Here is a 19,033-nt window from a genome sequence, read left to right on the forward strand (position 1 = left end):
GCACCACAACTCCCCTATCCGATAAAGCGTCGGACAGTCTCAATAAATTTGCCGACCGAGATCGGCTTGGACAAATAGGCTTCGCAGCCGCCCTCGCGGATGCGTTCTTCGTCGCCCTTCATGGCGAAGGCGGTGACCGCGACCACCGGAATCGCGCGCAGCTCGGGATCGTCCTTGATCCAGCGCGTGACCTCCAGGCCGGAAACCTGGGGCAGTTGAATATCCATCAGGATGAGATCGGGGCGCAGCTTGCGGACGAGATCGAGCGCTTCGAAGCCATTGCTGGTGCCCGAAGTCTGATAGCCATGCGCTTCCAACAGATCGCGAAAGAGCTTCATATTGAGCTCGTTGTCCTCCACGATCAGGACGGTTTTGGCCATCCCGTCCCTCCCAGACTTAGGAAACAGGCCCGGCTGCGGCACCTCACGCACCGCGCGCGGAGCGCGTCGAAAATGTGAATTCAAACTAGCGCCAGAATCGCTCTAACCCGTTAACCCGTAGTCCAACTTCCGCAGCGTGGTTTCCGTTGCTTGAACACATGCGGAAGACTCGGGCATGATGGGCCTCTCATTAGAGACCATAAGTTAACGGAAAGGCAAACCGGCGCGTTGAAAAAGCCTGTTCACAACCCCCGGGAAGTCGCTGAAATCGTTGCGATTCAGGCGCTGGGCTTCATTGCCGGCGATCCCGAGCGGCTGGGCTTGTTCCTGGCCGAAACCGGAATCGGTCCGGAGACGCTGCGGAACGCTGCCTCCAATCCTCAATTTCTTGCGAGCGTGCTCGATTTCGTGATGCGCGACGATGCCACCGTGAAGGCGTTCGCCGCCGCCTCCGAACTGCACCCGACCAACATCGCTGCCGCCCACCAGGTGCTGGGCGACCCGAAATGGGAGCGCGACGTGCCGTGACGACGGCAGCGCCAGCTTCCGACGGCCCCCTCAGTTTCTGCCGAGACTGCCTCGGCGATCTCGATATCAAGGTGAAGCGATGCAGCCATTGTGGCTCGCCGCGGCTGGTCCGTCATCGCACCCTGCCCGCGCTGGCGCTGGCGCATATCGACTGCGACGCGTTCTATGCCACCGTCGAGAAGCGCGACAATCCTGAGATCGCCGACCGCCCCGTCATCATCGGCGGCGGCAAGCGCGGCGTGGTGTCGGCTGCCTGCTACATCGCCCGCACCTACGGCGTCCGTTCGGCGATGCCGATGTTCAAGGCGCTGGAACTCTGCCCCGACGCCACCGTGATCCCGCCCGACATGGCGAAATATGTCCGGGTCGGGCGCGAGGTGCGCCAGGCCATGCAGGCGCTGACGCCGCTGGTCGAGCCGCTGTCGATAGACGAAGCCTTCCTCGATCTCTCGGGCACGCAGCGCGTCCACGGCATGATCCCGGCCAAGGTGCTCGCCAAATTCGCCCGCGACATCGAGCGCGATATCGGCATCACGGTGTCGGTCGGGCTGTCCTGCAACAAGTTCCTCGCCAAGATCGCCTCCGACCTCGACAAGCCGAGGGGCTTCGCCACGCTCGACCAGGACGAGGCGCGCGAGATGCTGGCCAGCAAACCGGTCGGCTTCATCTACGGCGTCGGCCCTGCGACTCAGGAGAAGCTCGTGCAACGCGGCTTCCGCGTCATCGCCGACCTGCAGCGCGCCGACGAGAATGAGCTGATGAAGCAGTTCGCGAGCGAAGGCCGCAGGCTCTGGCGGCTGGCGCGCGGCATCGACGACCGCGATGTGGTGCCCGATCGCGGCGCCAAGACCATCTCCAGCGAAACCACCTTCGAGACTGACATCCGCGATTTCGCGACGCTGGAAAAGCTGCTCTGGAAACTGTCCGAGAAGGTCTCGGCGCGGCTGAAGAGCAGCGAGCTCTCGGGCTGCACCATCACGCTGAAGCTGAAGACCGCCGACTTCCGCCAGCGCACCCGCTCGCAATCGATCCAGACGCCGACCCAATTGGCCGCAAAGATCTTTGCGGTGACGCGCGAGATGCTGGTGAAGGAGATCGACGGCACTGCCTTCCGCCTGATGGGCACCGGCGTCAGCGCGCTGCGCCCGGGCGCGCAGGCCAACGATTCCGACATGCTCGACCGCCGCTCGGCGCACGCCGAACGCGCGATCGACAATCTGCGCAAGAAGTTCGGAAACGCCGCCGTGATCCGGGGCATTGCCTATGAGGGGCCGGGAAAGCCGGCGGAGGATTAGCTCTCAGTTGACGTCATCCCCGCGCAAAGGCTTCGCCTTTGTCGCTGGAGGTGCGAGCGGAGCGAGCCTTGAAGGATGCGCGGAAAGACTCGGGCCGTCGCCCTTCGAGACGCGCGCGATGCGCGCTCCTCAGGGTGACGGTTCCTTCAGCAGCGCCATGAGAGGCGTCAATCCGCGACGGCCACCGCCTCGATCTCGATCAGCCATTCCGGGGCCGCGAGCGCGGTGACGCCGACGAGCGTGGAGGCCGGCGGCTCCATGCCCTCGAAGAAGGCGGAGCGTGCCTTGCCGATGACCGGGCGAAGCTCCGGTCTGTAGTCGACCACGAAGGTCGTGATCTTGACGATGTTGGAATAGCTCGCGCCGGCGGCTTTCAACGCCATGCCGAGGTTCTGCATCACCTGCGTCGTCTGCGCGGCGAGATCGCCGGCGCCGACCACCCGGCCCTCCTCGTCGACCGACACCTGTCCCGAAATGTAGATCGTGCGCGCCCCCGACGCGACGACGACGTGGGAGTAAGCCGGATTGTGATGCAGGCCGCTGGGGCGCAGATGGTCTAGCTTGCTCATGATGTGCCTCCCTGACACGCGTGTTTTGGGAAGCGTACTCGTGTCGGACGGTTCCGGCCAGTGTGGTTTGGCTAGGTGCGTCCGCTTGCTCCGCTGTCGTCCCGGCGAAGGCCGGGACCCATAACCACAGGGTTGAGTTATGACACAGCGCTGTGGCCCAGGGAGGCCCGACTATAGACGACGGTGGTTATGGGTCCCGGGTCGCGCTTCGCTTGCCCGGGACGACGGCCGTACATGCTGAGAGGATCAACCCTCACTTGCAGGGCTTGGAATCCCTGACGTCGAACTTGTCCAGCGCGCCCGAGATCACGAAGTCGTTGTAATCGAGTACCAGCGCGCGGGAGACGCCGTTCTCGTAGAGCTCGAACGACATCGCGTAGACCGGCGTCTGCTCGCCGTCCTTGGCGCGCGCGTCGCTGTCGTAATAGCTCACCGTCACCGGCCAGCGCGTCATGGTCTTCATCGCGTCGCTCGCGGTCGACGGATCGGGCGATGACGGCGCGCGGTCGCCTGCGATCGGCCGGCCGATCACGGTCAGCGTGTTGTAGACCTTCTCGCCATTGTCGGAGCCGTCGTAGACAGTCTGTTCGAGCACCGATTTGCCGTCGCGGGCGGCGGCGATGATGTGCTGGATCTGCTCGGTCGGGAACACGATCTTGCCGTCGAGATTGAAGGTCTTCTTCACCGGCTGGGTCAGCTTCACGGTGATATGATCGCCCACGCGCTCGGCGATACCGTCGACCGGCGACGGTTCACTGTCGTTCATCCGGGTATCGATCTTGAAGCGGTAGCTCTTGCCCGACGCGTCCTCCCAGGAGGTCGAGCGTAGATCTGACAGCGTCACCTTGCCCTCGCCGCTGTCGAGTTCGGACACCTGGCGGAATTCAGAGGTGTAGCCTTCGCAGGAATTGCCGGAGAAATTGTACAGGATGCGCCCGCGCGCATCGCTGACCGAATTGGAGCCGCGCGATTTCACGAGGCTCAGATCGTAGAGCGCCTGATGCGCGAGAAACGGCCCGCCGGCCGCAGCTGCCGCCCCATGAACCAGACCGGTTCCTGCGGCGACGGCGATCGTGAGCACCAGGGCACGCGACGGATTCCGAAACGGCAAGGTCATGGTTTTTCCTCGATGAGGCAGGGATTCGCCACAATAGTGACGGTGGTATTGCGCCGCAACTGGGGCAAGTCTGACAAAATAGCAATGTAAGGCGCGAGTTTGCCGTCATTTTTGGCAGCTCCGTGCGATTCCGCGCGTCACGGCCGCGCCGTCCTCACCTTACCGTCGCTTGCAACCGGCGGCACGATGCGCGAAACAATCGAAACAAACTTGGCCCTGACCGCGTTTCAGGCTTCGTGCAAATCCAATTGGGGAAAAAAATGGCGGGTACCGTCGAACAGAAACTGGCGTCACAGGGCATCACACTTCCGGAGCCGACCTCCCCGGTCGCAAACTATGTCCCCTTCGTCCGCAGCGGAAACCTGTTGTTCGTCTCGGGCCAGGTTTGTTTCAACGCCGAAGGCAAGCTGATCGCCAAGGGCAAGCTCGGCGCCGGCGTCACGATCGAGCAAGGCACCGAGGCGGCACGCGGCTGCGCTATCAACCTCTTGGCCCAGGTCAAGGCGGCGCTCGGCGATCTCGACAAGGTCGTGCGCGTGGTGCGATTGGGCGGCTTCATCAACTCGGCGCCGGACTTCTTCGATGGACCGAAGGTGCTGAACGGCGCTTCCGACCTGATGGTCGCAGCGTTCGGCGACAAGGGCCGCCATGCCCGCACCACCGTCGGCGTCGCCTCGCTGCCCGCGGACGCGGCGGTCGAGGTCGAAGGCGTGTTCGAAGTCTCCTGATCGATGCGCGCCCCTGATTGGCTGACCAGACGGCCGGTCGCCCATCGCGGCCTGCACGATGTCGCACGCGGCGTCATCGAGAACATGCCGGCCGCGGCCAGTGCCGCGGTCGCCGGCAATTTCGCGATCGAGTGCGATATCCAGCTCACCGCTGACGGCGAGGCGATGGTGCATCACGACGATGCGCTCGGCCGCCTCACCGAGGGTTCCGGCCTGCTGTCGGCCAGGACCGCAGCCGAGCTGAAGGCGGTGAAATTCAAGAACACCTCCGAGCAGATGATGACGCTCGGCGATCTCTGCGCGCTGGTCGCCGGCCGCGTCCCGCTGGTGGTCGAGGTGAAGAGCCATTTCGACGGCGACCGCAAGCTGGTTCGGCGGATGGCCGAGGTGCTGTCGTCCTATTCCGGCCCCGTTGTCGGCATGTCGTTCGATCCCGACCAGGTGCTGGCGTTGCGCGAGACCATGCCGAACCTGCCGCGCGGCATCACCGCCCAGCGCACCTATGACGATAGTTCCTGGACCAAGCTGACGCCGGCCCAGCGCCACGGCATGCTGTACCTGCGCCACGGCTTCAAGACCGAGCCGCATTTCGTTGCCTTTTGGGTCAACCAGCTGCCGGCGCCGGCGCCCTGGATCGCCCGCAATGTGTTCGGCTGCCCGCTGCTGGCCTGGACCGTGCGGACGGCGGAACAGCGCGAGCGCGCGGCCCGCTACGCCGACCAGATGATCTTCGAGGGGTTTGTGCCGGGAACCTAAGATGTCCCGGACAGGCCCTTTGCAGTCTTGAACTCGTCGCTGCGACGCACGATCTTGGCAAGGGTTGGTCAAAGCGTTGGTCGTCATCGGCGATGGCGGAATGCGGAGCATGATCCGGAAGTGGAGCCAGCTGTTCCGGAAAGATCATGCTCAAAAGAGGCACCGGTCTTCACTCTCGATGGCGTCGTCTGAAATCACCCTAGAGGCTGTAGCTGACATCGGCGGCATTCCGGCCGCGGAATGGGATGCCTGCGCCAATCCGAAGGCCGACGCGGACAGCATTCACAGCCTCGACACGCTGGCCTCGCCCGGCTCCGCAAGCGATTGCCAGACGACTGCAGGCTCGAGCTATAACCCGTTCGTTTCCCATGCCTTTTTCGCCGCAGCCGAGGCCTCCAATTCGGCCTGCCCGCGAACCGGCTGGGGGCCGCGGCATCTGATCGCGAAACTTGATGGCCGGATCGTCGGCGTCGTGCCGTGCTATCTGAAATCGCACTCGCAGGGCGAATACGTGTTCGACCGCGGCTGGGCCGAGGCCTATCACCGCGCCGGCGGCAGCTATTATCCGAAGCTCCAGGTCTCCGTCCCCTTCACGCCTGCGACCGGCCCGCGGCTGTTGATCCGCGACGGTGTCGACCGCGAGGCGATCGGCTCCGCGCTGGCGCGCGGCCTGCGGGCACTTTGTAATGCCACCGAGGCCTCCTCCGTTCACGTCACCTTTGCCCGCGAGGACGAGGCGAAGTTCTTGGGCGCACACGGCTTCCTGCAACGGACCGACCAGCAGTTCCACTGGCACAATGAGGGCTACAAGAGCTTCGACGATTTCCTGGGATCGCTGAACTCCCGTCACCGCAAGGGCATCAAGCGCGAACGCCGTGAGGCGCTTGCGGCCGGGATCACCATCCACTGGCTGACCGGCTCGGATATCACCGAGGACGCCTGGGACGCGTTCTTCGAGTTCTACATGGAAACCGGCTCGCGCAAATGGGGCCGGCCATATCTCACCCGAGAGTTCTTCTCGTTGATCGGCGAGAGCATGAGCCGGGACGTGCTGCTGGTCATGGCCAAGCGCAACGGGCGCTGGATCGCCGGCGCGATCAACTTCATAGGGTCGGATACGCTGTTCGGCCGCAACTGGGGCGCGATCGAGCACCACCCGTTCCTGCATTTCGAGGTCTGCTATTATCAGGCGATCGATTTCGCGGTTCAGCGCGGGCTCAAGGTGGTCGAGGCCGGCGCGCAGGGCGAGCACAAGCTGGCGCGCGGTTACCTGCCGCAGACCACCTATTCGGCGCATTTCATCGCCGATCCCGGATTGCGCCGGGCGATCGCCGATTACCTCAAGCGCGAGCGCGACTATGTCGCCGAGGTCGGCCGCGAGCTGACCGAGGCCGGTCCGTTCCGCAAGACCGTCGACGACGACGCTTGACGTTTGCCTCGCGACCGAGAAATTAGACCCACAAAATCCGAGGAGCCGCCGCCATGCCCGCCGCCTATGACAACAACAACCCCTTCGCTAAAATCCTGCGCGGCGAGTTTCCCTCCTACAAGGTCTACGAGAACGAGCACGTGCTCACCTTCCTCGACATCATGCCGCGCTCGCCCGGCCACACCCTTGTCATTCCGAAGGCCCCTGCCCGCAACATCCTCGACATCAAGGCGGACGACTACGCCCATGTCGCACGCGCCGCCCACAAGATCGCGGCCGCGGCGATGAAGGCGTTCGAGGCCGACGGCATCACCGTGCAGCAATTCAACGAGCCCGCCGGCGGCCAGGTCGTGTTCCATCTCCACATGCATGTGATGCCGCGCAAGGACGGCGTGGCACTGTTGCCGCCCGCCAGCCACAAGGAAGACGGCAAGGTGCTGGAGGCGAATGCGGCGAAACTGATCGCGGCGTTGAAGTAGCGGCTCGTCGTCATTGCGAGCGAAGCGAAGCAATCCATCGTTCGGCATATGCGGAGCAATGGATTGCTTCGTCGCTCCACTCCTCGCAAGGACGGCGGTGAGACTTCACTCCGTCTCGAAATCCCCGGCCTGCGGCGGGGCCAGCGGGGTAAACTCGCAACGGTCGGGCTTGACGTCGATCAGCGGCGTCTCGTCGAGGCAGTCGAGGCCGCGCACCAGGATGACGTTGTCCTCGACGCCGACCAGCTTGACGATCGAGGTCCCGATCGGGTTCGGGCGCACCGGCGAGCGCAGCGAGAAGGTGCCACGGGTGTTGCCGTTGTTCTTCGGGCTTTGCAGCACGATGTCGCGGCGCGACTGGTGCAGCCAGTACAGCACTTCGAGGTTCGAATAGAAATCGACGCCCTTGATCGCGGCGACCCAGGGCTCGAAGATCTCGAGCCGGCACACCGGACCGTCATGCCGCCCCTGCCGCGGCGTCGCCAGCCGCGAGGTCCAGGGCGTGCGGATGCGGCCGATGAAGACGAGCCCGGCGTCGCGCGCCGTCGGCATGTCGACGGCGACCTCGCCCTGGCGCAATTCCATTTCACGTACCATGTGTCAGTCCAACGATATGTTCAGCGCCTTGACCACGCCCGCCCACCGCGCGCGATCGGTGTCCACGAATCTGTCGATCTCGGCCTGGCTCTTCGCGCGCAGCGGCGGAAAGCCGATCCTGACCAGCGAAGCGCGAAACGCCTCGTCGTTCAAGGCCCGGTCGAGGCTCGCCTTGATCTTGTTGGCGATTTCGTCAGGCACTTTCGACGGCGCTGCAATACCATACCAGACGCTGACCGCATAATCGGGATAGCCGCTCTCGGCAATCGTCGGCAGATCGGGCAAGTCGGGGATGCGCTCGGTCGAGGTGACGGCGAGCGCGCGCAGCATGCCTGACTTGACCGGCGGCAGCGCGGTGCCGAGCGTGTCGAACATCAGCTGGATGTTGCCTGACAAGAGGTCGGTCAGCGCGGGTCCGGCGCCCTTATAGGGCACGTGGGTCATCTCGACGCCGGCCATCTGCTTGAACATCTCGCCGGCGAGGTGAACGGTGCCTCCGGTGCCCGCCGATCCGAAATTGAGTTTGCCGGGATTCTTCTTGGCGTAGGCGACGAACTCCGCGATCGTGTTTGCCGGGACGGAGGGATGCACCTCCATGATCATCGGCGCGTCCGTGATCACCGACAGCAGGCGGAAATCCCTGGCGGGATCGTAGGGCAGCTTCTTGTAGAGCAGTGGGTTGAGCACAAAGATCGAGGCGGCTGTCACGAACAGCGTGTAGCCGTCGGGATCGGAGCGCGCCACCGCCTCGGCACCGATCGCGCCCTGCGCGCCCGCCTTGTTCTCGACCACGACCACCTGCTTGAGATCGCGCCCGAGATATTCGCCGACGATGCGGCCGAGCACGTCGGTCGGGCCGCCGGCGGCATAGGGCACCACGAGCTTGATCGGGCGCGTCGGATAGTCCGCGGCACGCGCGGGCAGCGCTGCCACCAGCAAGGCCGTCAGGGCCACGATGAAGGCCGATGATGCGCGCCACGGCATGACGTTCCCCCGTTATTATTTTCTTGGAGAGCGAGAGTAACGGATAATGCGGTTGCCGCAATCAGCCGAGCCAGTATTTGCCTGACAGCATGACCATTTCACCCACGATCACGCCGGCGAAGATCGATTTCCTCGCCAGCATGAACGCCACGAAGCCTGCGGCAACGGCGCCGTAACGCAGCCAGTCCGGCACGCTGGCGAGCGCGCCCGGCGGCTGCACGACGATCTGCGCGATGATACCGGCGAGGATCGCGGTGGCGACCGCCCTCACCCAGACCAAAAGCTCCGAGTTCTCGTCGATGCCGCCGCCGAACCAAAGGCCGAGCATGCGCCAGATCTGGTTGGGGATGACGCCTGCCACGAACAGGATCGCGAGCGCGTGCCAGTCGCCGATGAAGCTGCTCATGCGCCCGCCCTCACGATGCCAGCCCTCGCGCGGTGCACGCCATAGGCGATGGCTCCCGCAACGACGCCGCTGACCAGGATGTCGACGCCGCTGTTCAGCATCGCCGCCAGCGGGAACAGCAATAGCCCAAGCGCCAGCGCAATGACGTCGGCGAGCTCGCGGCAGTTGCGCGCGGTGGAGAACAGGAAGGCGAGCGGCGTCAGCATCAGCATGCCGGCGGCCAGCAGCGGCGTGAGATTGGCCGCGAGTGTGTAGCCGATCGTGTTGGCGATCAGGCAGACCGAGACCAGCCCGCAGCCGAGCCCGTGGATGAAGGCGATCCGCCGGTTGCGCGGCACCTGCGGCAGGAAGCGGAAGCACTCGACCCACAGCGTTACGGCTGTGAGATGCGCCACCAGGATCAGATGCCGGCGCTTGGTGTCCTCGGTGCGCATCATCGGCAACACCGACACCACCATCGGAAACAGCCTGATCGCGCTGACGGTGACGGCGATCGCCGATTGCAGCACGGTGGCGCCGGAGCCGAGCGTCGTGATCACGATGATCTGCGCGGGGCCCGCCCAGACGAATGCCGTGCTCGCCAGGGTCCAGCCCAGCGAGAAGCCGGAATCATGCGCCAGCGCGCCGATGCCGAGATAGGTCGCAAAAAGCACCAGCGTCAGCACGGTGGCGGCGATCGACCGCGCGCCCCACAGGAAGGCGCGGAACGAGGTCTGCCATTGCGGAGAATCGAGTGGAGGAAGCGCCACGGGAAGCCGGATGGTTTGCAATGGCGGCGGCTTAGGGCGCTGACAGCGCAGGGTCAAGCAATGGACGGCACAGCGCTGCTATGCGACGATTATAGCCCCAGCCTTCATTGCGAGCGAAGCGAAGCAATCCATTCCTCCACATAAGCGGACAGGTGGATTGCCTCGTCGCTTCAGCGCAAAATTGCCTTGCAATTTTGTCGCGAGCTCCTCGCAATGACGTGGAGAGTTCAACCCTTCCCTCACGCCCTGTTCTTCAGCACGAAGCACGCGCCGCCCGCCTTGCGGATGCGGTTGCACAGGCCGTCGGCCTCGGGGCGCGTGTCGGCGCCGATACGCACCTGGTAGAACATCGCGCTGCCGCGGCTGCGCAGCCGCGAGCCGAGCAGGCTCGGATCCTGATCGCCGATCACGTTCGACAGCCGCTTGATGGCACGGGCATACATCGCGAGCGCCTTGTCGCGGCTGAAGCCGGCAGCGAGCTGCACGCCCCAGACCTTGGCGGCCGACAGCGTGATGTGCTGCTCGAGCCCGGCCACGAACGGATTGGGCGCGCGCTTCAACAATGCCATCAACTCACGGCAGCTCGAAGTCGGCGCACGCTGTGGCATCTTGCCGTTGCGGCCGGCGGCAGCCCAGTCGTCGACGCTGGAGCCGGTGATCGCGGAGACGTAGTTGCGTGTCTCCTGCGGCACGTAGCCGGAGCCGGCGAGCCAGTCCTGGATCCGGCGCGGGCCGGCATTGTAGGCGGCGGCCGCGAGGCCGAGATTGCCGAACTGGTTGCGCAGCTCGCTCAGGAATTCGGCCGACTTCGGCAGCGCCTGCACCGGATCGAGCGGATCGAGCAGCCCGCGCTCGCTGGCGGTGCCCGGCATGAACTGCGCGATGCCCTGCGCGCGTTCGCCGCTCCGGGTCACGGGCCCAACCGCATCGGCCTGGAAACGGCTCTCCTGCCAGATCACGCGGGCGAAGAATTCGAGCGGCAAATCGTTCGCCCGCGCCGCCGACTCGATCATCAGGCACATCGCCTCGCGGGTATCGCTCGCGCGCGCGTCGTCCGCGGGCTTGTCGGTTGCTGCCGCGGGCTTCTCGGCAGGTGCTGCGGGCGTGTCCGCCGAAGGTGTCGCAGGTTTCCCGGCGGTTGGAGCGGCCTGCTCTCCCGGCGGCGGCGCAGACTGCTCCGCCGGCGCGGCCGCGGGTTTCTCGGCGGGCTTGTCGCCGGGCGGCGTTGCGGGCTGCTCAGGGCTTGGCGGCGTCGCCGGTACCGCGGCAGGCGCGTCCTCCGCGCCGGCGCCGGCCGGCGACCCCAGCAACACAAGCATGACCCATGCGGCGCAAAGACCTGGTCGCATCGCAAATCTGTTCCCGCGCGGCGCGGCTTGACACCGCAGGCTCGTGGTCTAGCTATGGACTGAAATGATGGCGCGCAAAAGGGAGCGCAAAATGGCCGCAGCCTCAGACGATCAAACAGGCTTTGCCCCCGATGACGACGCCCCGATCGGCTACATGAAGCGGACCCGCGATTATTACGCGGCGATTGGCTACACCACCCCCTACCGCTGGGCGCACTACACGTCCGCCCCGTTCCAGCCGTTGAAGAAGCCGCTGAGCCGGTCCCGCGTCGCCATCATCACGACGGCGGCACCGTTCGATCCCGCCAGAGGCGACCAGGGCCCCGGCGCAAAATACAATGGCGGGGCAAAATTCTATGCGGTCTATGACGGCGACACGTCGCAGCCGCACGACTTAAGGATTTCGCACATCGCCTATGACCGCGCCCACACCACGGCGACCGACAGCGGCACCTGGTTCCCGCTGGCGCAGCTCAAGCGCCTCGCCGCGGCCGGCAAGATCGGCGAGGTCGCGCCGCGCTTCTTCGGCGCCCCAACCAACCGCAGCCACCGCGTCACCATCGAGACCGATGCGCCCGAAATCCTCAAGCGGTGCCGTGACGACAAGGTCGACGCCGCGGTGCTGGTGCCGAACTGCCCGGTCTGCCATCAGACCGTCAGCCTGGTCGCACGGCATCTCGAAGCCAATGGCATCCCGACCGTCGTGATGGGTTGCGCCAAGGACATCGTCGAGCACGCCGCGGTGCCGCGCTTCCTGTTCTCGGATTTCCCGCTCGGCAATTCCGCCGGCAAGCCGCATGACGAGGCCTCGCAGGCGTTTACGCTGGAACTGGCGCTGCGTGTGCTTGAGCAAGCTCCCGGTCCGCAGACCACCGTGCAATCGCCGCTGCGCTGGAGCGAGGACGCGTCCTGGAAGCGCGATTACAGCAATGCCGATGCTCTGAGCGCCGAGGAGCTCGCCCGCCTGCGCCGCGAGTTCGACGCGCAGAAGGAAATCGCGAAGGGCCTGCGCGTGGCGTGAGGCTTTGCGTTAGACACGATCACTCACCCAACTCGCGGTGTCATCGCCCGGCTTGCCGCCTCCGCAAATGCTACGGCGCGCCTGATAGCTGAGCCGCGTCGAAGCCTCGGCGAAGGCGGCGAGCCGGGGGACGACAGCGGAGGCAAATGCCTCCACTCAGTGCGCTTCGACAAGCGCAGGAACCGCGTCACGTGATGCCCCTTCCTCCACCCCCGCATAGCGGCGCGCCAGCGCGGCGCAGGTCATCAGCTGGATCTGGTGAAACAGCATCAGCGGCAGCACGATCAGGCCGACCGATTGCCCGGCGAGCAGCACGCTCGCCATCGGCAGCCCACTCGCCAGACTCTTCTTCGAGCCGCAGAACATGATGGCGATGCGGTCGGCGCGCGAGAAGCCGAGCAGCTTGCTGCCGAAATTGGTGACCAACAGCACGACCACAAGCAGCAGCGCATCGAGGCCGAGCACGATGGCCATCTGGCTCGCATTCACCTGGTGCCAGATGCCATGGCTGACGCCGTCGCTGAACGCGGTGTAGACGATCAGGAGGATCGAGCCGCGGTCGACCAGGCCGAGCATCGCATGGTGCCGCTCGACCCAGCGGCCGATCAGCGGCCGCGACAATTGCCCCGCCACGAACGGCAGCAGCAGCTGCACGATGATGTCGAGCGCGGCGTTGCCGGAGAACCCGCCATGGCTGGAGAGCAGCACGCCCGCCAAGAGCGGCGTCGCGACGATGCCGAGCAGGTTGGAGGCCGTCGCCGAGCACAGCGCCGCCGACACATTGCCGTGCGCGATCGAGGTGAAGGCGACCGACGACTGCACGGTCGACGGCAGGATGCAGATCAGGATCACGCCCGCCCATAACGCCGGCGTCAGCAGATGGGGCGCCAGCGCATGCGCTGCGAGCCCGAGCAGCGGGAACAGCGCGAACGTCGACAGGAAGATCACGAGGTGCAGCCGCCAGTGCCGGGCGCCGACCAGCGCCTCCGTGGTCGACAGCCGGGCGCCGTGCAGAAAGAATAGCAGCGCGATCGCAGCATCGGTGGCATAGCCGCCGATCACGGAGCCCTGCCCTTGCAGCGGCAGCAGCGTGGCGAGGCCGACCATGCCGACGATGGCGGCGATGTAGGGGTCGACGGGCACAAATGATCGCAGGCGGCTGATGGTCATGGTGGCTTCCTTTCCCTAACCGGAAAATGGCTCTCCCCATGTCGATTGTGAACCGCGCTTACCGATGTTATTGTCATAACGTTACGTAATGACGGATCCGGCCATGCTCGACCCGGCCCAGCTCGAAACCTTCCTCACGGTGGTGCAGACCCAGAACTTCACCGAGGCCGGCCGCCGCCTTGGCCTGAAGCAGTCGACGGTCAGCCAGCACATCCGCAAGCTCGAGGCCGCCGCCGGGCGTCGCCTGTTCGTGCGCGACACCCATTCGGTCGTGCTCACCGCCGACGGCGAGGCGATGACGGGCTTTGCGCGCCCGATCCTGGAGGCCAATGCCCGCGCCCGCGACTACTTCGCGGGGTCGCAGGTGCGCGGCAAAGTCCGGTTCGGCGCCGCGGAGGATTTTGCGAGTTCGCGCCTGCCCGATCTGCTGCGCGACTTCGTCCGCCGCCACCCGCAGGTCGATCTCGAGCTGACGATCGGCCTCAGCGCCGTGCTGTACCAGCAGCTCGACGCCGGCGAGCTCGACCTCGTGCTGGGCAAGCGGCGGCCCGGCGACGCGCTGGGACAGCTGGTGTGGCAGGACCGCCTGGTGTGGACCGCCGCGCCGGGCATGCGGCTCGATCCCGAACAGCCGCTGCCCCTGATCCTCTACGCGCCGCCGAGCGTCAGCCGCAGCGTCGTGCTGGAGGCGATGGAGCGGTTCGGACGGCCCTGGCGCATCGTCTGCTCCAGCGGCAGCCTCAGCGGCCTGCACGCCGCGGCGCTCGCCGGTCTCGGCATCACTCCGCAGGCGCAGGGCCTGATCCCGGATGGACTCGAAGCGATGCCGGCGTCGGGCCTGCCGCCGCTCGGCAGCGTCGAGTTCGTGGTCCGCACCGCCCGCCGGACCAGGCGCGGCCCGGCGGTCGAACTGGCGCAGGCGATCACGGAACGCGGCGGCCGGCTCCGGCCGTAGAGGTTCGGCTAGAACGGTCTGACGCCGCGGCCCTTCGGCTCAAGCGCTGCGGTCGCTGGAATACTAATCATCCGCATACGCATGTGCGGGTGATGACACCGCGGGGTGTGACGCCTTGAATCGCGAGCCAGCCTCATCGTCGTCCCTGCGAAAGCAGGGACCCATAACCACAAATGCCAATTGTTGCGCGATGCTGGAACGACGAGCCCCTTCAACAAGGTCCGCCGCGGCGTATGAGTCCCTGCTCCCGCGCGCAATTGCGCACTAGGCAGGGACGACGTGTTGGAGGAGCCGCGGACTTACATCTCTCTCCGGTGCCACGCCCCGCACACGCATCCAGTACGCCGCAGCCTCTCGGCTCAAGCACTGCGGTCTCTGGAATACTGGATCACCCGCATGCGCGGTGATGACACCGAGCGAGAGGGCCCCTGTACGATTTCTGAATAATAGAACAATACCGCTGAGTTGCCCGACGAGTCAAGTTGCCGTGTCGATCCGGCTACTTTGCATGGGGTTGTTTTCGATATTTTGGCAGTGCGCCCCTGCGACGGCGGGCTATCGCATCCGGCTATGACGACGTCGACACGTCAGCGCCATGCGATAGCCCTGCCCGCAAGCGGGAGAAGGAATGCAGCTTCGATGCGGCCCCTGCTCGGACCCGGCGCCCCGCGTCAGGCGGACGGCGCCGCCGCGACCTGCACCGCGTTGAGCATGCCGGTCCGTTCGTGGCAGCCGAGATATTCGAAGAACTGCTCGTCGGCCGCGGCGACCGTGACCTCGTGATACAGCCTGAGTTTTGCAGCGGGTCCCAAGGTCGACAGATACTTCATCGCCGCGCCGAAGATCCTGACATGGGTCGGATGCGATTCCGCCCAGCGCTCCAGCGCCGCGAGGCTCTTCCACCAGCTCTGGCCGTACGACTTTTCGGTCAGCCGTCCATCCGCGTCGACGACGCGCATGTAGCGGTTGGCGTAGCAGCCGATCGGCACGCCATCGTCGCGCAGAAAGTCCATGCCCTCGCGCAGCACCGGCTCGACATCGTCGAGATACATCTTGCGCTCCGACGCCTCGGTGTCGCTCCAGTCCTGACCGGAGCGGATCAGGCAGAGATTGTCATGGGCAACCACGCGAATGCGCGCCCCGTCGCGGATCACGCGGGGCTCGCCGCCCGGCGTCATCGCGTCGGTCTGCGACAGCGGAATGCGGTCGCGCATGCCGCCCCAATAGGCGTGCTCCTGCACTTCCCCGCTCATGCCGTCGGCAAGCACCGCGACGCCCTCCGGACGGCCGAGCGACGAGAACAGCGTCTCGTAGCGCGCAACATGCGGCCGCAGCACTTCGATGAAGCGGCCAATACCATCGGTGGCGCCATTGCCGGTCCAGGCCTCGCGCGCGCCCTCGAACCAGGCATCGAAACGGCCGGCATCGTCCCAATAGGCCACCGAGACGACGTTGGTGTAGCCGGCCCGGTCGACATATTGCGCGCGATCCCAATGCGTCGGGCCGTTCTCACCGGCAAAGCGCGTTGCGATCGATGCCAGCGCCTCGGCCAATGCTGCGGTCGGCTCGCCGCGAACCTGTACGCCGAAATAGGCCATGATGACGCTTGCGACCGCGGGTTTGTGCCGCGCGACGAACGAGGGATAAGGCGGCGCGTAATCGTCGGGCACGCGACGATGACGGGAGCGCGCCGTTTGCAGATGAGAGGGAATCGCGGATTCCATGGCAGTCGCCTCCGGTTGGATGTTGCTCTGATGCGTTAGCTCGCGGCCGCGTCGACCTCCTCAAGACTGTCGAGCGGCAGCGCGAAATGCTCGACGCGCTTCGACGGCTTCCTGTTCAGCAGCAGGCGCGTGACGTCGGGCCGCGAATAATGCCCGGCCGGGTCGGCGGCGTTCTTGGCGATCCCGATCGCGCCGAGATCGATATCGGCGAGTAGCAGGCCCTCCTGGTCGGGCGGCAGCTTCTCGGCGATCGAGCTGCCGTCCGGCCCGTAGATCGCGGCGTGTCCGCCGCCGACATGCAACAGCGCGTGCTTGTCGTCGCGGTCGCACATCTCATCGATCATCGCCTGCGAGACCGTGGCGCACGGCGCCAGCACGAAGCACGAGCCCTCGACCGCATAGACCCGCGAGGCCGCGTTGTTGACCTCCCAGCCGAGTGCCGGCGCGAACGGATCGTACAGCGAGAAGCTCGGCCAGGCCGCGACATGCACCTGCTCGTTCTGGGCGTACATGGCGTATTTCGACAGCGGCTGCAGATGCTCCCAGCAGCACAGCGCGCCGAGGCGGCCGATGCCGGGGCGGTCATGCACCGCAAGGTCGCTGCCGTCGCCCTCGCCATAGACGGTGCGCTCGGCATGGGTCGGCCGCAGCTTGCGCCGCTTGGCGATGGTCTCGCCGTCGGGCCCGATCAGCCATTGCGCCAGATAGAGGCTGCCGCCGTCGCGCTCGGACAGGCCGAGCACCGCGGTCATGCCGGCCTTCTTCACCGCTATCCGCAGCTTCTCGGCCTGCGGACTATCATAGCTCAGCGAGTTATCGAAATAGCGCTGCACGAAGCCGCGCCCGATCGCCCAGGCCGGCGAGTCCAGCCAGATGTACCAGGGATAGCCGGGGATGAAGGCCTCGGGGAATGCGATCAGTTTTGCTCCCTTGGCGGCAGCCTCCTCGATCAAGGCAATGCTCTTGGCCACGGAGGCGTCGAGGTCGAGCCAGGCAGGCGCGGCCTGCACCACCGCAACGCGATATTTCGGATGTTCGATGCCCATGATGTCCTCCTCGCAGGCGGCCACTCTGGCCGGTTCGTACTTGATCGGGCCCAGCGGCCTCTGACATCATGCTGCCCCGGGACTGCCAGCGCCGTTCGACCAGGACGGAAGGAAAATTCGACTGCGGAGGAGATTTCCCCCGCCGTCCCCGGTACGAAGCTTGCTTTGTTTGCGTGGCCAGCGTTTGCACTCGTGAAGGGAGGAAATCATGCCAGCCCTGTTCACCACGGAAGCCGCGCCCACGCATCGGCGCCTGGCACTCTGGCGCGACATCGTCTGCGACGTGTTCGTGCAGCTCGACTGCAAGTCCGATCTCGGCACCGCCTTCCACGGCGCCATCACCAGCGCGCAACTCGGCGCGGTGAAATGCTCCGTCGTCTCGTCGGGCCGGCAGCGCGTGATGCGCACGCCATCGCGGATCGCGCGCACCAGCGAGGACTTCGTCCTGATCGCGCTCGGCCAGCTCGGCTGTGGCGCCGTGCTGCAGGACGGCCGCGAGACCGTGATCCGGCCGGGCGAGTTTGCGTTCTACGACACCACGCGCCCGTATGAGCTGCGCTTCAACGACGACTTCACGCAGACCATCTTCCAGGTGCCGCGCGCGATGCTGCACCGACGCTTTGCGGGCACCCAGGGCCTGACGGCGACCACGTTCACATCGGATCGCCCGGTCCAGCGGCTCGCCTGGCAGTTCATCAGCGGGCTCTCCGAGATCGCCGACAAGCTCGATCGTGACAATGCGATCCGGCTCGCCGATCAAGCCGCCGACCTGCTCGCGATGGCGATCAGCGAGCGGCTCGGCGGCGCGCCGCTACCGGCCTCGACGCACCGCTCCGCCCTGCTCTACCGGCTGAAGGCGCATGTGCTCGCGCATCTGCCGAACCCCGAGCTCAGCCTCAGCGAAACCGCCGCCGCGCTCGGCATCTCGCCGCGTTACGTCAACAGCCTGCTGGCCGACGAGGACACCTCGTTCCAACGCTTCGTGCTGGCGCAGCGGCTGGAGCGCTGCAAGCGCGACCTCGCCTCGCCGGCGCATGCGCATCGCCATATCGGCGAAATCGCGTTCGCCTGGGGCTTTAACGATCTCTCGCATTTCGGCCGCGTGTTCCGTGACCATTACGGCCTGTCGCCGCGCGATTGGCGGCAAAGTCGGGTGCCGAACTAGCTTCTCGGGCCGTTTGCGGCGCAAAATAGCCGGGAATCCGGACCTTCACAGATGCAAACAATTTACACTAACTCCAACGGGTTCCGTTCGTACCCTTCTTTTCGCAGGTCCGGACCGGTACAGTCCTGCCGTTCATTTAGGAGGATTTCCCATGCAGGACCGGCGCCAGAGCCCACGTGAAAAGGTGTTTTACGGTGCGGTTGCGGAGATCAATGAGCGTGGCTCGACGATGGATTGCGTCGTCCGCAACATCAGCGAAGGCGGCGCCTCTGTTGAATTTGGTGATGCCACGCGACTGCCCGAAAAGATGAATCTCAGCGTCGCGCGCAAGGGCCGTTCGTTCCTCGCGCGCATGATCTGGCGCCAGGCCAACAAGGTCGGCCTTGCGTTCCGGATCATGACCTCGGACACCCCGGTCAGCGATCTCGACGAGCGGGTCCGCCGCAGCGAGATCAAGAAGCGGCAGCTTCAGCGGCGGATCAAGGAACTGCTCGGCGAGGGTTGAGCGTCCTCCCGCAGCTCCCCGGCCGCGTTTGGATCGCCGCCGATATGTGTCATTTCGGGGGTTGCAAAGGCCAGGTTAATC

21 protein-coding genes are annotated in these 19,033 nt (G+C 65.6%); 10 read left to right on the top strand and 11 right to left on the bottom strand.

Features of this window, described 5'->3' with window-relative positions:
- Positions 1–14 precede the first annotated feature (14 nt).
- Positions 15–380 (bottom strand): response regulator, encoded by a 366-nt coding sequence (locus tag HAP47_RS24070; RefSeq protein ID WP_027538546.1) that lies wholly within the window; start codon positions 378–380, stop codon positions 15–17.
- Between the two features lie 228 nt (positions 381–608).
- Here HAP47_RS24070 and HAP47_RS24075 point away from each other — a divergent pair, with 228 nt between their 5' ends.
- Together HAP47_RS24075 and HAP47_RS24080 are read left to right on the top strand one after the other, a co-directional pair.
- Positions 609–908, top strand: coding sequence for a DUF3572 domain-containing protein (locus HAP47_RS24075; protein ID WP_050425563.1), 300 nt, complete (start codon positions 609–611; stop codon positions 906–908).
- Positions 887–2,203, top strand: a complete 1,317-nt coding sequence (locus HAP47_RS24080) for a DNA polymerase IV (protein ID WP_173642479.1) — start codon at positions 887–889, stop codon at positions 2,201–2,203. The genes HAP47_RS24075 and HAP47_RS24080 overlap by 22 nt, the downstream gene beginning before the upstream one ends.
- Positions 2,204–2,370: 167 nt before the next feature.
- On the opposite strand, the gene HAP47_RS24085 is transcribed toward HAP47_RS24080, so the two are convergent.
- Both HAP47_RS24085 and HAP47_RS24090 read right to left on the bottom strand, forming a co-directional pair.
- Positions 2,371–2,772, bottom strand: coding sequence for a RidA family protein (locus tag HAP47_RS24085; RefSeq protein WP_173642478.1), 402 nt, complete (start codon positions 2,770–2,772; stop codon positions 2,371–2,373).
- A gap of 253 nt (positions 2,773–3,025) precedes the next feature.
- On the bottom strand, positions 3,026–3,889 hold the full coding sequence (locus tag HAP47_RS24090) for a cell envelope integrity EipB family protein (protein ID WP_173642477.1): 864 nt from the start codon (positions 3,887–3,889) through the stop codon (positions 3,026–3,028).
- Between the two features lie 260 nt (positions 3,890–4,149).
- On the opposite strand from HAP47_RS24090, the gene HAP47_RS24095 reads away from it, so the two are divergent.
- The 4 genes from HAP47_RS24095 (at position 4,150) to HAP47_RS24110 (ending at position 7,281) form a co-directional block, all read left to right on the top strand.
- A complete protein-coding gene (locus HAP47_RS24095) occupies positions 4,150–4,617 on the top strand; it encodes a RidA family protein (RefSeq protein WP_173642476.1) in 468 nt (155 codons plus the stop codon).
- 3 nt (positions 4,618–4,620) lie between these two features.
- Positions 4,621–5,373 carry a glycerophosphodiester phosphodiesterase gene (locus HAP47_RS24100; protein ID WP_173642475.1) on the top strand — a complete coding sequence of 251 codons (753 nt, stop codon included), beginning with the start codon at positions 4,621–4,623 and terminating at the stop codon, positions 5,371–5,373.
- Between the two features lie 178 nt (positions 5,374–5,551).
- Positions 5,552–6,802 carry a GNAT family N-acetyltransferase gene (locus HAP47_RS24105; RefSeq protein ID WP_173642474.1) on the top strand — a complete coding sequence of 417 codons (1,251 nt, stop codon included), beginning with the start codon at positions 5,552–5,554 and terminating at the stop codon, positions 6,800–6,802.
- Positions 6,803–6,855: 53 nt separating this feature from the next.
- On the top strand, positions 6,856–7,281 hold the full coding sequence (locus HAP47_RS24110; RefSeq protein ID WP_173642473.1) for an HIT domain-containing protein: 426 nt from the start codon (positions 6,856–6,858) through the stop codon (positions 7,279–7,281).
- Between the two features lie 105 nt (positions 7,282–7,386).
- Here the strand turns inward: HAP47_RS24110 and tsaA are convergent, their stop codons facing one another.
- From tsaA to HAP47_RS24135, 5 genes are all read right to left on the bottom strand, one after another.
- A complete protein-coding gene (gene tsaA / locus HAP47_RS24115; RefSeq protein ID WP_173642472.1) occupies positions 7,387–7,878 on the bottom strand; it encodes a tRNA (N6-threonylcarbamoyladenosine(37)-N6)-methyltransferase TrmO in 492 nt (163 codons plus the stop codon).
- 3 nt (positions 7,879–7,881) lie between these two features.
- Positions 7,882–8,862, bottom strand: coding sequence for a Bug family tripartite tricarboxylate transporter substrate binding protein (locus HAP47_RS24120; RefSeq protein ID WP_231168355.1), 981 nt, complete (start codon positions 8,860–8,862; stop codon positions 7,882–7,884).
- A 61-nt stretch (positions 8,863–8,923) separates the two neighbouring features.
- Complete coding sequence (locus HAP47_RS24125; RefSeq protein WP_173642471.1) at positions 8,924–9,268, bottom strand: AzlD domain-containing protein; 345 nt, start codon at positions 9,266–9,268, stop codon at positions 8,924–8,926.
- The gene (locus HAP47_RS24130) at positions 9,265–10,017 is read right to left on the bottom strand and encodes an AzlC family ABC transporter permease (protein WP_173642470.1); all 753 of its coding nucleotides are present in this window, start codon (positions 10,015–10,017) and stop codon (positions 9,265–9,267) included. Before HAP47_RS24130 ends, HAP47_RS24125 begins: the two co-directional genes overlap by 4 nt.
- 239 nt (positions 10,018–10,256) lie before the next feature.
- A complete protein-coding gene (locus HAP47_RS24135) occupies positions 10,257–11,336 on the bottom strand; it encodes a lytic transglycosylase domain-containing protein (RefSeq protein ID WP_173642469.1) in 1,080 nt (359 codons plus the stop codon).
- 121 nt (positions 11,337–11,457) lie between these two features.
- Here HAP47_RS24135 and HAP47_RS24140 point away from each other — a divergent pair, with 121 nt between their 5' ends.
- Complete coding sequence (locus tag HAP47_RS24140; RefSeq protein ID WP_173642468.1) at positions 11,458–12,387, top strand: glycine/sarcosine/betaine reductase selenoprotein B family protein; 930 nt, start codon at positions 11,458–11,460, stop codon at positions 12,385–12,387.
- A gap of 156 nt (positions 12,388–12,543) precedes the next feature.
- Here HAP47_RS24140 and HAP47_RS24145 read toward each other — a convergent pair whose 3' ends face one another.
- Positions 12,544–13,557: a bile acid:sodium symporter family protein gene (locus HAP47_RS24145; protein ID WP_173642467.1), complete on the bottom strand. Its 1,014-nt coding sequence runs from the start codon at positions 13,555–13,557 to the stop codon at positions 12,544–12,546.
- Between the two features lie 103 nt (positions 13,558–13,660).
- Here HAP47_RS24145 and HAP47_RS24150 point away from each other — a divergent pair, with 103 nt between their 5' ends.
- Complete coding sequence (locus tag HAP47_RS24150; protein ID WP_173642466.1) at positions 13,661–14,512, top strand: LysR family transcriptional regulator; 852 nt, start codon at positions 13,661–13,663, stop codon at positions 14,510–14,512.
- Positions 14,513–15,183: 671 nt separating this feature from the next.
- On the opposite strand, the gene HAP47_RS24155 is transcribed toward HAP47_RS24150, so the two are convergent.
- Together HAP47_RS24155 and HAP47_RS24160 are read right to left on the bottom strand one after the other, a co-directional pair.
- Complete coding sequence (locus tag HAP47_RS24155) at positions 15,184–16,236, bottom strand: phenylacetaldoxime dehydratase family protein (RefSeq protein WP_173642465.1); 1,053 nt, start codon at positions 16,234–16,236, stop codon at positions 15,184–15,186.
- A gap of 35 nt (positions 16,237–16,271) precedes the next feature.
- On the bottom strand, positions 16,272–17,282 hold the full coding sequence (locus tag HAP47_RS24160) for a carbon-nitrogen hydrolase family protein (RefSeq protein WP_173642464.1): 1,011 nt from the start codon (positions 17,280–17,282) through the stop codon (positions 16,272–16,274).
- Positions 17,283–17,490: 208 nt separating this feature from the next.
- Here HAP47_RS24160 and HAP47_RS24165 point away from each other — a divergent pair, with 208 nt between their 5' ends.
- Positions 17,491–18,447 carry a helix-turn-helix domain-containing protein gene (locus tag HAP47_RS24165; RefSeq protein WP_173642463.1) on the top strand — a complete coding sequence of 319 codons (957 nt, stop codon included), beginning with the start codon at positions 17,491–17,493 and terminating at the stop codon, positions 18,445–18,447.
- Between the two features lie 151 nt (positions 18,448–18,598).
- A complete protein-coding gene (locus tag HAP47_RS24170; protein WP_173642462.1) occupies positions 18,599–18,952 on the top strand; it encodes a PilZ domain-containing protein in 354 nt (117 codons plus the stop codon).
- Positions 18,953–19,033 lie beyond the last annotated feature (81 nt).

Origin of the sequence: Bradyrhizobium sp. 41S5 (assembly GCF_011516665.3) — a bacterium.
GTDB classification, from domain to species: domain Bacteria; phylum Pseudomonadota; class Alphaproteobacteria; order Rhizobiales; family Xanthobacteraceae; genus Bradyrhizobium; species Bradyrhizobium quebecense.